The sequence below is a fragment of the Micromonospora sp. LHW51205 genome (assembly GCF_003315815.1).
In the GTDB taxonomy this organism is placed as follows: domain Bacteria; phylum Actinomycetota; class Actinomycetes; order Mycobacteriales; family Micromonosporaceae; genus Micromonospora; species Micromonospora chalcea.
The window spans coordinates 62,069-73,869 of sequence record NZ_QMEZ01000008.1; the positions used below are offsets into that span (position 1 = coordinate 62,069).

Sequence of the window (11,801 nt, forward strand, 5' to 3'; positions counted from 1 at the left end):
GTACGTCAACCCTAACTGGCCAGGCGGCACGACGGTATGTCGAGAGAATCACGCGCTCGTGTCGTGTCGTCCGGGTCCCGCACAGGGTAAGGAGTGAGGTTGGGTCTCGGCCGGTACGGCGGGGGCCCCGATAGGGTGGTGGGCGTGCTGCCGATGCGAGCCGCCCTGGCGGGCACCACCGGGAACGCGGTGCTGATGGGTGTCGCCGAGGTCGGCACCCCGATCGGCTGGGTGCTGCTGCCCGGCCTGCTCGGCGTCTCGGCCCGGCCCCGGGTGGCGGCACTGGTGTCGGCGTGGGCGGGCGTGCTGGTGGTGGCGTCGGTCCTCGTACCGGTGATCCCCGGCCACCGCAGCGACCCGCAGGCGCTGCTCGCCTCCACGCTCAGCCTGACCGCGGTGCCCCTGCTGGCGTGGGCCCGCCGACGGACCCGGACCGCGTCGGTGACGCGCGCCGCCGGGCCCACGGACGTCGCGGTCTTCACCGTGCCGGCCGGCCCGGGAAGCGCCGCGCTGGCGGTCTGCGGCTCGCCCGGCGAGATCGGCGCCGCCGTCCCGCTGCGCGGCGGCGGGCTTCTCGCCCTGGTCGGCACCGTCACCGGCGCCGCGCTGGACACGCCCGCCGGGCGGCGGGCGATCGAGCAGACGTTCCGCCGGCACGCCCGGCCGGCAGCGTCGCCGCAGCGCCTCGCCGGGGTGCTCGACCAGGCGGTACGCGACCTCGCCCCGGCGGGTCACCTGCGCGCCACGATCGTGCGTGTGGACCGGTCCGGCGCGGTGGAGGCGGCGCGCTGCGGCTCGCCCGACCTGATCACCGTCGCCGCAGAGCGGGCCGCCCTCGCCGGAGTGCCGGCCGGTCCGGCGCTCGGGTCCACTCGACCGGCCGGGTCCCCTGCCCGGGCCGGCTCTGCTGCCCGGGCCGGGTCCACTGCCCGGGCCGGGTCCACTGCCCGGGCCGGGTCCGCGTCACCGGGCGGGGGCGCGACGCCGTCGCCGGTCACCGGCCGGCGGGTCGCCGTGGTCGCCGCCGCGTTCGCCGACGCGCACGGCGAGCGCTGGGTGCGCGTACTCGATCAGGTGGCGGCCGACGACGACCCGGCGGGGGCGGCGCGGCGCCTGACCCGCGGTCCCCGGGGTGGACGGCGGACCGGTCCGGCGCTCGTGGTCGACCCGGGCCCGCCGTCACGGGCATGACAACGGGCGCGCCCGCTCCCGGACGGACCGCGCGGGCCGGTCGCGCCCGACGGCGCCGGACCCCCGGCCTACGCTGGGCGCAGTGGGCCGGCATCGGGTGCCGGCCCGGCACGGGGAGACCGCGATGACCGACAACGTCCGCCGGCCGGCGCCGGCCGCGGGCGGCGAGGACGAGCAGTGGCTGGCCGAGGTGGCCCGCGCGGCGAGCGCCGACGCCGGTGGCGTACCTGTGGAACTGCTCGGCGACTACCTGCGGCTGCTGACCGACGCGGCGGTGACCGGCCGCCGTCCGCGCCGCGCCGAACTCGACGCGGTGGGCGCCCTCGGCCGGCGCGCGGCCGAGCAGGGGGTGTCCGCCGGACGCGCGGTACGCCTCTACCTGTCCGCGGCGCGGCGGGTGTGGCGGCAGTTTCCGCACCTGGACCGCTCCGACGACAGCGAGGCGGTGCGCGCCGCCGCCGACGCCGTGCTGCAGGTGGTCGACACCGCCGTCGCCACGCTCGCCGAGGGCTACGCCGTGGCCCGGCGGGAACTGGTCCGGCGGGAGGAGTCGCTGCGCCGGGAACTCGTCGACGACCTGCTGCGCGGCGACTCCGACCTCGGCGGGCTGGTGGAACGGGCCGAGCCGTTCGGGCTCGACCTCGCCCGCGTACACCAGGTGGCGCTCGCCGCGCCCGGTCGCCGGCTGCCGGACACGGAGGCGGCGATCAGCGCGCTGGAACGGGCCGTGTTCGACCGGCTGGGCGACCGGGACGTGCTGGTGGCCACGAAGGAGGGGCTGCTCGTGGTGATCGCCCCGGCCGACCCGGTGGCTACCGACCGGGGCCGCGGGCCGGCCGGCAACCTGGGCACGCTGATGCACGGCGAGCTGGACCGCCTGGTGCGGGGCCGGCCGTGGCAGGTGGCGGTGGGCCGCCCGCACCCCGGCGTGTACGGCATCGCCCGCTCCTACGAGGAGGCGCGGGAGGCGCTGACCACGGCGCGGCGGCTGCACTCCGAGACGTCCGTGATCGACGCGCACGACCTGCTCATCTACCGCGTGCTGCTGCGCGACCAGCCGGCCATGGTGGACCTCGTCCGGGCGGTGCTGACGCCGCTGGCCCAGGCGCGCGGCGGCGCCGAGCCGCTGCTGGACACGCTGAACGAGTACTTCGCCTGCGGCGAGGTGAGCACCGAGGCGGCCCGGCGGCTGCACGTCTCCGTCCGCACCGTCACCTACCGGCTGGCCCGCGTCCGGGCACTGAGCGGGTACGACCCCGCCGACGCGCGGGACCGGTTCACGTTGCACGCCGCCGTCCTCGGCGCGCGGGCGCTGGACTGGCCGCGCAAGCCGCTGCCGGCGTGACGCTCAGGCCGCTGCCGGCGTGACGCTCAGGCGGGAACGGCCACCAGTTCCGGGAAGCCGAGCAGGTTCGCCAGGGCCGACGCCTCGTCGCGGGTGAGGCTGAGAGCCACCATCCGGTCCGGGTCGTCCGGGTCGTCGTGGACGATGTCGCGCCGGCCGCCGGTCTGGTAGTCGATCACTCCGATGCGGCGGCCCTCGTCGGTGGTCAGCGTGTGCCGGACCCCGATGCCGGGGAGGATCGTGCGTTCGATGATCACGTCAACCTCCTCGGGTCAACCATAGCTCCGGGGGGTGCCCGGACCGGTTGTCCAGTGACCGGCAATCATTCGGCCCTTTGTTGGCCGGTCGTGCGCAATGCCGAGCGCGGCATTCCGGGCGAAGCTGGAGGTCCGAGGCGGTACCCGAGTAGCGAGGAGGTGGTGACCATGACCCGCACGTCGATGGCTTCACCACCGGTGTTCGCCGGTTTCGTCGCGTCCCGGTCCGCGAGCGGCGACCCGCGGCGCGCCTGAGCCCCGGCCGCCGGCGCCGTCGAGCGAATCCGGCCCCGGCCCCCGGCCACGCCCCTCCCCCGCACCGTCCACCGCCCGGTTGGGCACCTGATCCGAAAGAGGTCGGTATGCCGCATCCCGTCACCGTCGTCCGTTCTCCGGCGCGTACCGGTCTGCTGATCGGCCGCTCCCACACCACCCGCCCGCCGGTGGGCGCCGACGCGGCGCCGATCGCCGTGGACCTCGGCAGCAGCCTGCTGCGGATCTGGCTGGGTCCGGGCCGGACGCTGAGCGTCCCGCTCGGTCACGGCCTGCGCAGCCCGGTCGTGCGGCGCGGACGGATCGTGGACGGTCCGGCCTGCGTCACCGAGCTGCGACGCATCCTGCGTGACCACCGCGCGTCGGTGCCGGTCGGCGCGCTCGTGGTCGCCTGCCGGCCGGTGCTGGCCGCGCCGGCCGAGCAGGAGGCGACGCGCCGCGTGCTCGCCGCCGTCCTCGCGCCGTCCCGGCTGCTGTTCCTCGACAGCGTCCGGGCGGGCGCCATCGGCGCCGGCGCCGCCGCCGGCACCCTGCTGCTCGCCGACATCGGCGCGCAGCTCACCGAGGTGGCGCTGCTGGAGGACGGCCGGGTCGTCGCCGCCCGCCGCGCCGAGGTCGGCACCCGCGACCTGAACCACGCGACGACCGCCGGCATGCTCGCCGACGCCGCCGCCCGGCTGGTCCGTGAGCTGCGGCAGGACCCGGCGCTGCGGCCCCTGGTCCGCACCGCCCTGGCCCGCGGCGCGATCGTCATCGGCGACGGCGCGACCCGGCCGGACGTGACCGCGCGCCTGGTCGCGAGGCTCGGCGCCGCCGTCCACCGCGCGGCCTCACCCCGGACCGCCGCCCTGACCGGCGCCGGCATGGCCGCTGTCTCGGCCCTGCGCCACCCGCACGACACCCAGCGCCGCCCGGAAAGGAGCGCCTGATCATGACGCACGCCCTGAACGACCGCACGGACACCCTGCGGGAACTGCTGGACCGGCAGTTCAACGAGTACACCGACCAGCTCACCGAGCTGACGCTGCACACGCGGCAGCCCGACCACGGCGGTCACGACCCGGACACCCTGCGCCGGCTGATCGAGGCCGCGCGCCAGGGCGTCGCGGACACCGCCCAGGCGCTCAAGCGCATGTCCGACGGCACGTACGGCGTCTGCGAGCGCTGTGGCCAGGACATCCCGACCGCCCGCCTGGAGATCCGCCCCGCGGCCCGCTTCTGCGTGCCGTGCCAGCAACGGCGCTGACGCCGCACGGGGCTGTCGGCGCGCGCGCCGGCCGGTAGCGTCGTCCCCATGGACGTGGACGACGTCGCCGGCCGGCTCGGCGTGCCCGCCGAGGAGATCGACCGGGTGCGCCGGCTCGCCGGCGACCGGCCTTCCGCGCCGCCGCCCGCCCGGGCGGACGCGCCCGCGCTGCTGCGGCGGCTCGCGGTGCGCCCCGACGACGCCGCCGAGATCATGGCGGGCTGGCCGGACCCGGAGTCCCCACTGTGGACGCCGGAGCTGCGCTGGCTGCTCGACCGCTCGATCGCCCTGGTCCGGGCCGACCTCGGCGGCTTCGCGTGGCTGCCGCCGGGCCCGGCGCTGCCCCGCGACCGGGGACCGGCCTGGCGGCACCTCTACGCCTACGCGTACCTGGCACTGGTCGACGTCGTCCGGGCGTACCACGCCGACCACGGCGTGCCCGACGAGGTTTCCTGGGCGACGCTCGCCGACCTGGGCAACAACCTCGCCGTCGACCGGCGGATGCACGGTGAGGGCTGGCCGGTCATGCAGGCATGGCTGACGCTGCACGCGCGCGGCGGCCTCTACGAGCTGGGCCGCCTGCAGCACCAGCGCGGCGACACCGGCGCCCTCGACCTGCACATCCCCGACTCGGGGCCGCTGACCCCGGCGGCGGTCGACGCGTCGCTGGAGCGCGCCCGGGCGTTCTTCCCGCGCCACTTCCCCGACGAGAGCTACACCGCCTTCTCCTGCGGCTCCTGGCTGCTCGACCCACAACTGAGCGAATACCTGCCGGCGGACTCCAACATCGTCCGGTTCCAGCGGCGGTTCACGCTGGAGCCCTACCAGCAGATGGACGGGCTGGACGGCGACGTCGAGGTGCTGCGCTTCGTCTTCCGCAGCCTGAACACGCCGCTGGACCGGCTGCCCCGCCGCACCGTCCTCCAGCGCGCGGTCATCGACCACCTGCGGGCCGGCCGCCACTGGCAGTGGCGTCGCGGCCGTTTTCCGATGTAGTCACGTCCCGCGCCGGTCCGGCACCCGGCTGCCGCGCGCCAGCCAGTCGTCGAGGGCCGCCGGGTCGGTGAACAGCAGCACCGGCGGTCCGGCCGGGTCGGCCGCCCAGGCCCGCAGGCGCCGGCGCGCCCGGCCGAACCCGGTCACGTGCCACACCAGCACCGAGTCGAGGGACAGCACGCTCCCCCACGACTCCCGGTTGCCGTTGCAGATCTCCTCGCCGCTGGCCAGCCGCTGCCGCGTACGCCGCAGCAGCCGCCGGAACGAGACCCCGCGCGGGTAGTCCAGGCCGATCACCAGGTCGGCGCGGCCGAGCACCACGTCCCGCCAGCCGTGGTAGGCGCCGTCGAGGATCCAGCGGTCACGTCGGCAGATCTCCGCGATCCGCCGTCGCTGCTCGGCGACCGGCACCTCCACCCAGCCCGGCTCCCAGAGCAGGTCGTCCACCGGATACCAGGGCAGGCGGTAGCGCTGCGCCAGCCGCGCGGCCAGCGTCGACTTGCCGGACCCGTGGATCCCCTCGACCAGGATGCGGGCCGGGGCGGTCATGGCAGCAGCGTAGGCGCTGCCCGCACCCCGCGCGCCGGACGGTCCGTCAGTGCGCGACCGCGACCGCCGGATCCGCCTCCAGGCCGGCGAGCTGCGACGGCCGCACCACGACCAGCAGCACCGCCAGCGCCGCCACCATCCCGCCGGCCACCACCAGCGCCATCGCCACCGCGCCGGTGCCGAGCACGCCCACCAGCGGCGCCGCCACCGCGCCCACGCCGAACTGCACCGCGCCCAGCAGGGCGGACGCGGTGCCGGCCGCCTCGCCGTGGCGGGACAGGGCCAGCGCCGGGGCGTTCGGCATGGCCAGACCCGCCGCCGCCAGCACCAACCACAGCGACACCAGCAGCGCGGGCAGCCCGCCGAAGCCGGTCGCGGCGAACACCAGCAGCGCCAGCCCGGCCACCGTGCCCCCCGCCAGCGAGGCCACCAGGATCCACTGGGAGGAGTAGCGGCGCAGCAGCCGCACGTTGTACTGGGTCGCGCCGATCAGGCCCACCGCGCCCGCCCCGAACGCCAGCCCGAACTCCTGCTCGTTGAGGCCGTACCCGTCCTGGAGGACGAACGACGAGCCGGCCACGTACGCGAACAGCGCCGCCATGGCCAGGCCGGCCACCAGGACCAGGCCGACGAAGACGCGGTCGCGCAGCAGCCCGCCGTAGTTCATCACTGTCGCCACCACTCCGCCGCGCTGCCGGCGCGCGGGCGGCAGCGTCTCCGGCAGCGCGAGCGTGGCCAGCACGACGAGCAGCACCCCGAAGACGGCCAGGACCACGAACACGCCACGCCAGTCCGTCCACCGCAGCACACCACCGCCGAGCGTCGGGGCGAGGACCGGCGCCGCGCCCATCACCAGCAGCAGCCGGGACAGCATGGTGGCGAACGCCGACCCGCTGAACAGGTCGCGCACCACCGCCATCGCGACCACTGCGGTCGCGGCGACGCCGAGGCCCTGCACGACCCGCAGGACGCCCAGGACGGCGACGTTCGGGGCGACCACGCACAGCGCCGAGGCCACGATGTGCAGCAGCAGACCGGCGATCAGCGGGCGGCGCCGCCCGACCGCGTCCGACAGCGGCCCGATCAGCAACTGGCCGACGGCGAGCCCGGCGAGCGTCCCGGTGAGCGTCAACTGCACCGCCGCGGACGTGGTCGCGAAGTCCGCCACGATCGCGGGCAGCGCGGGCAGGTACATGTCGATGGTCAGCGGACCCACAGCGATCAGCGAGCCGAGGACGAGCACGAGCCTCAGGCGCTGGCTGCGGCTCATCAGGTCACCCGAGGTGGGCGTCGGGGTGGCATCGGTCGTCTGGGGCGTACCGGCCCGGTCGTGCGACCGGGCGCGGGAGGGTGCGGCACTCACACAGTGAGTCAAATGCGCCCCCCGTGATCACATTCCCGTCTCGGCGAGAGGTAACGCAGGTCACGCGCCTGCCCACCGGTGCGGCACGCCGCTGCCGGCGCCGGACGGGGACGAGGCGGCTGCGACGACCGCACGGCGGCCGATCCGGGGTGCCGGTCAGCGTTGCAGCACCTCGCCGAGCGCAGCCAGGTACGCCCCGGCCTGCGCCCCGTTCACGAGCCGGTGGTCGTACGCCAGCCCCAGGTCCGCCACCGCCCGCTCGCGTACCCCGCCGTCGCCGTCGAGCACGACCTCGCGGTGCACGTCCGGCACCGAGAGGGCGCAGGTGACGCCGGGCGGGATGATCGGCCGGGACACCGTGACGCCGGGTGTGTCGTTGAGCGCGACCAGGAAGTTCATGCCGGCCATGTCCTCCTCGCGGAGCCGGCCGCGCAGCGCCTTCATCCGCAGCGCGACCACGGCGTCAGCGAGGTCGCCGAGGTCCAGTCCGGCCGCGTCGCGGATCACCGGCAGGAACAGTCCGGTGCCGACGTCCACGGTGAGCCCGATCGACGGCGCTTCCGCGTCGACCACCAGCCCGTCGCCGGTGAGCCGGGCGTAGAGGGCACCGAACCGCTCGTGCAGCGCGGCCACGGCGGCGATGACGACCTCGGTCAGGCCGACCGTGGCGCCGGTCTCGTCGGCGGCGCGGCGGGCATAGGCGAGCGCTGCCGTCACGTCGACGCGCACGGCGGTGAAGGCCACCGGGATCTCCCGGTGCGAGGTGGACACCACGTCGGCGATGCGGCGCTGCGCCGGTGGCAGCGGCCGTCCCGGCGTCGCCGTCCGCGTCCCCACGGCCTCCACCTGCTCCGGGTACGCCGCAGCGGGCGAGCCCAGCGGCTCTGGCGGGGCGGGCACGGCCGACTCGGGCAGAATCCGGCCGATGGGAGCGCCCGGGGCGCAGTCGGCGCCGGCTGCCACGTCCTGACGCAGCACGCCGGCCCGCGTCGCCGCGAGTTCCTCGATCGCCTTGGACGTCTCGACCGCCGCGACCGGCTCGCCGGCCTCCACCGTGGCGCCGTCCGCGACCAGCCATTCCAGCAGCACGTAGCTGTCGTCGTTGGGGTTGAGCCGCGGTACGTCCACCGGGACGCCCGCCTGCGCCGCCGTCGTCGGAGCGGAGGGCGGCGGATCGACGGGTGACGGATCGGTGCGCGGAACCGGAACCGCGCCGGGCACGCCCGGAGACACGCCGGCCGGAGTCGCCGGGGCGTCAGCCGGTCCGCCCCGGTAGCCGGTCGCCACCGGCGCGGCGGGCAGGCGCATGATCCGGTCCAGGATCGCGTCGGTGCCGAGCAGCACCGCCTGTTCCAGGTGCGGCGCGGACGGGATGACCCGGTCGGCGGAGCTGACCAGCTCGACCGGGCCGCGCAGCAGCGGCCACGCCTCGGCGTGCAGGCGGGCCGCGACCTCGCTCCCCCACGTGCCGCCCGCGGTGCTCTCCTCGGCGACGATCACGCCGTGCGCGCCGGCGAGCAGGTCGCGCAGGCCGTCCACGTCCACCGGGTAGAGCCGTGCCGGGACCAGCACCTCGACCGTACGTCCCCGCTCGGCGGCCCGCGTGGCGGCGGCGATCGCCCGGTTGGCGACCCCGCCCGGCGCGATGACGAGCGTCGGCGCGCCGGTGGCGTCCGGGTCGTGGACGCGGGCCCAGTTGCCGTCCGCGCCGCGCAACTCGAAGGCGAGGCGGTCGTCGACGCGGCCGTCCACGTACCGCCGCTGGGTGTAGAGGATCTTGTCCTCGAACAGCATCGCCGGTTCGTCGCGGCGCAGCGCGGCGGCCAGCACGTCGGCCGCGTCGTGCAGCGGGGACAGCTCGTACAGCGCGAGGTGCGGGATGCCGATGAAGTGCTTCTGCGGGCTCTGGCTGTGCGTCGCGCCGTAGCCGCGCCCGCCGCCGACCGGGCAGCGGATCACCACCCGCATCGGGGTGCGCTCGCCGTACATGGCGACGGACTTGGTGATCAGGTTGAGGATCGGGTCGAAGGCGAGACCGGCGAAGTCCCCGAACATGATCTCGACGATCACTGTGTCGCCGCACAGCGCCAGGCCACCCGCGACGCCGGTGATGCCGTTCTCGCTCAGCGGCGTCGACAGCACCCGGTCGGGGTAGGCGGTGGAGAGGCCCTGGGTCACCTTGAACGCCCCGCCGTACGGGTCGGCGACGTCCTCTCCCAGCAGCCAGGCCCGCTCGTCGGCGGCGAACAGCGCGTGCAGGGCACGGTTGAGGTTGCGGCTCACCCGTTCCGCGCGCGTCACGCCGCCGCTCCGCGCGCGAGCGGCCGGGCCAGCACCTCGGCCGAGACCTCCGCGACCCGCTGCCGGGCCCGCGCGTCGGCGGCCGCGAACCGCTCCGGGTACGCCTCGGCGTACCGCTGGAGCCAGTCGAGGCGGCGCAGCCGGTCGAGTTCGTCGGCGGGCCGGGTGTCGTCGCCCTTGCTGTGCGGGCCGAGCCGGACCGTGTGCTGCACGAGCACGTGCGGCGTCCGGGTGGCGCGGACCCGCTCGACGTGCGGCGCGGCGGCGGCGCGTACCTCGGTGAGGTCGAACGAGCCGGACTCGCTGACGGTGATGCCGAACCCGGCGACCCGGCCGGCGATGGTGCCGGCGAGCTGCGCGGTGGTCGGGGTGGACTGGGCGATCCGGTTGTGCTCGACCACGACGAGCAGCGGCACCCGCCACAGCGCGGCCATGTTCAGCGCCTCGTAGACAGCACCCTCGCCCCAGGTCCCGTCGCCGATGTACGCCACCACGATCGTGTCCTGCCCGGTGCGGTTGAGGTGCAGTCCCACGCCGACAGCGGCGGGCAGGCTCTCCCCCTGCACGCCGGTGGACAGGAACCGGTCCCGGCGCAGGTGCTGGCTGCCGCCGTACCCGTGGCACACCCCGCCGTCGCGGCCGAGTAGTTCCGCCAGCAGGCCCTCCGGGTCGCCGCAGTGCGCCAGGTAGTGCCCGTGTCCGCGATGGTTGCTGAACACGAAGTCCCCGGTCAGCAGTGGGGCCAGCGCGACCGGGACGTACTCCTGGCCGAGGCAGGCGTGCGTGGTGCCGGCGAGGTGACCGTCGGCGTACAGGCGCAGCAGGTGCTCCTCGAAGCGGCGGATGAGCAGCCCCGCGTCGAGGTCGGCGTCGTCGAGCGGGGCCGGCGCGGCGCTCACTCCGGCACGCCCCGCTGGGCGAGCAGCGCGCGCAGGTCGCCCACCGACCGCACGGTCCGGATCTCCCGGGGCGTCAGCGAGATCCGGTACGCGTCCTCGACGGCCACGACGATCTGGAGGTGACGCAGGCTCACCCACGCGGCGGTGGTCGCGGGGCCGGTCTGCGCGTCGACCTGGTCGACGGGCAGTTCCAGCACGTCGGCGACGAGCCGCACCAGCCGGCTGGACATGCTCATACCTCGATGATCGTACAGGCCCAGTGGGTGCCCCGGCCCAACGAGATCAACGCGACGCGGTCGCCGTCGCGCAGCTCACCGGCGTCGAGCAGGCGGCTCAGCCCGAACAGTTGATCCGCCGCGCCGAGATGCCCGTACTCGGCCGCCAGTTCCCGGTTGGTCCGCTCGGGCGGCACCTTGTGGGCCTCGGCGAGCGACGTCATGGCGCGTTCGTTGTCGGCGACCAGGATCAGCCGCGCCAGGTCGGCGACGGTGACGCCGGCCCGCTCGCAGGCGCGTTCGGTGACCCGCACCATCCGCTCGTCGAGGTGGCGGGCGTACTGCGCGAACTGCTCGGGGTCGTAGTCGAAGAACTCCATCACGTGCCACACGTCGCGGGCGGCCGGCGGCTCGGCGCCGGGTGCGAACGGCGCCGCGGCGCCACCGCCGTCGAGCCGGTAGAACCCGGCGTAGCGGCCGTCGGTGGCGGCCTCGGTGACCTGCCAGCGCAGCCGGGGGTGCCCGCGCCGGGCCACTGTGGCCACCGCGCCGTCGGAGAACACCATCGGCTGGGTCTCCATCCGGTTCCAGTACGCCTCGCAGGTCCGGTTGGCCGCGATCACGAGCGCGGTGTCGTACTCCGGGTGGGTGGCGAACTTGCCGGCGACGGTGTCAAGGCTGAGCACGCCGGTGGTGCACGCCTGGGTGAGCAGCACCGCTTCGGCGCCGGCCGCGCCGAGCCGGTACGCCAGGTCGGCGGCGGCGTCCCAGTAGAGGTGTTCGGTGAGGTCGGTGACGGCGAGCACCAGCAGGTCCACCCGCGCGGCGGGCAGCGTGGCGGCGTCCAGGGCGCGGCGGGCGGCCCGCTCGGCGAGGTCGGTCAGGCCGACGTCCGGCGCGGCGCGGTGCACCCGCCGGTAGCCGTAGCCGAGGACGCGGTTGACGTCGTCGGTGTACTGCGCCACCACGTCGGCGACGGGCGCCGGGTCGCCGAGCGCCTCACCGAAGGACACCAGCCCGAAGCTCATGCTCGACCGTCCCGCCGCAGATCCGCCGCTGCTTACCATTCCCCCATGCCCCGAGAGCATCTCACGTCCCTGCCCGGAACCCGTTGGCACGTATGGCGTTCCGCGTTGCTCCGGTCGGCCGGTTTTCCAGCCGGCGGG

The 11,801-nt window shown here is 75.7% G+C and carries 12 protein-coding genes; 5 read left to right on the forward strand and 7 right to left on the reverse strand.

Translation table 11 applies throughout. The annotated features are described in order from the left end of the window. Positions 1-153: 153 nt before the first annotated feature. Together DQE82_RS24970 and DQE82_RS24975 are read left to right on the forward strand one after the other, a co-directional pair. Positions 154-1,191 carry a SpoIIE family protein phosphatase gene (locus DQE82_RS24970; protein WP_113974467.1) on the forward strand — a complete coding sequence of 346 codons (1,038 nt, stop codon included), beginning with the start codon at positions 154-156 and terminating at the stop codon, positions 1,189-1,191. A 124-nt stretch (positions 1,192-1,315) separates the two neighbouring features. Beyond that, positions 1,316-2,536, forward strand: coding sequence for a CdaR family transcriptional regulator (locus tag DQE82_RS24975; protein ID WP_064446529.1), 1,221 nt, complete (start codon positions 1,316-1,318; stop codon positions 2,534-2,536). 26 nt (positions 2,537-2,562) lie between these two features. On the opposite strand, the gene DQE82_RS24980 is transcribed toward DQE82_RS24975, so the two are convergent. Beyond that, complete coding sequence (locus DQE82_RS24980) at positions 2,563-2,793, reverse strand: hypothetical protein (protein WP_043324761.1); 231 nt, start codon at positions 2,791-2,793, stop codon at positions 2,563-2,565. A gap of 362 nt (positions 2,794-3,155) precedes the next feature. On the opposite strand from DQE82_RS24980, the gene DQE82_RS24985 reads away from it, so the two are divergent. The 3 genes from DQE82_RS24985 to DQE82_RS24995 are packed head-to-tail and all read left to right on the forward strand — an operon-like array spanning position 3,156 to position 5,308. Continuing rightward, positions 3,156-3,995: a rod shape-determining protein gene (locus tag DQE82_RS24985; RefSeq protein ID WP_043324762.1), complete on the forward strand. Its 840-nt coding sequence runs from the start codon at positions 3,156-3,158 to the stop codon at positions 3,993-3,995. Between the two features lie 2 nt (positions 3,996-3,997). Continuing rightward, the gene (locus tag DQE82_RS24990; RefSeq protein ID WP_030501973.1) at positions 3,998-4,312 is read left to right on the forward strand and encodes a TraR/DksA family transcriptional regulator; all 315 of its coding nucleotides are present in this window, start codon (positions 3,998-4,000) and stop codon (positions 4,310-4,312) included. A gap of 48 nt (positions 4,313-4,360) precedes the next feature. Then, complete coding sequence (locus tag DQE82_RS24995; protein ID WP_113974307.1) at positions 4,361-5,308, forward strand: acyltransferase domain-containing protein; 948 nt, start codon at positions 4,361-4,363, stop codon at positions 5,306-5,308. Here the strand turns inward: DQE82_RS24995 and DQE82_RS25000 are convergent, their stop codons facing one another. The 6 genes from DQE82_RS25000 to DQE82_RS25025 form a co-directional block, all read right to left on the reverse strand. Further along, entirely contained in the window at positions 5,309-5,857 is a 549-nt protein-coding gene (locus tag DQE82_RS25000) for an adenylate kinase (RefSeq protein WP_113974309.1), read from the reverse strand. 46 nt (positions 5,858-5,903) lie between these two features. Continuing rightward, positions 5,904-7,127 (reverse strand): multidrug effflux MFS transporter, encoded by a 1,224-nt coding sequence (locus tag DQE82_RS25005; RefSeq protein WP_043324765.1) that lies wholly within the window; start codon positions 7,125-7,127, stop codon positions 5,904-5,906. A gap of 249 nt (positions 7,128-7,376) precedes the next feature. Continuing rightward, positions 7,377-9,521, reverse strand: a complete 2,145-nt coding sequence (locus DQE82_RS25010) for a 2-oxo acid dehydrogenase subunit E2 (RefSeq protein ID WP_113974311.1) — start codon at positions 9,519-9,521, stop codon at positions 7,377-7,379. Beyond that, positions 9,518-10,420: a thiamine pyrophosphate-dependent dehydrogenase E1 component subunit alpha gene (locus tag DQE82_RS25015; protein ID WP_113974313.1), complete on the reverse strand. Its 903-nt coding sequence runs from the start codon at positions 10,418-10,420 to the stop codon at positions 9,518-9,520. The genes DQE82_RS25010 and DQE82_RS25015 overlap by 4 nt, the downstream gene beginning before the upstream one ends. Next, positions 10,417-10,656: an acyl carrier protein gene (locus tag DQE82_RS25020; RefSeq protein WP_223201113.1), complete on the reverse strand. Its 240-nt coding sequence runs from the start codon at positions 10,654-10,656 to the stop codon at positions 10,417-10,419. The genes DQE82_RS25015 and DQE82_RS25020 overlap by 4 nt, the downstream gene beginning before the upstream one ends. Further along, positions 10,653-11,663, reverse strand: coding sequence for a 3-oxoacyl-[acyl-carrier-protein] synthase III C-terminal domain-containing protein (locus DQE82_RS25025; RefSeq protein WP_113974315.1), 1,011 nt, complete (start codon positions 11,661-11,663; stop codon positions 10,653-10,655). The genes DQE82_RS25020 and DQE82_RS25025 overlap by 4 nt, the downstream gene beginning before the upstream one ends. Positions 11,664-11,801 lie beyond the last annotated feature (138 nt).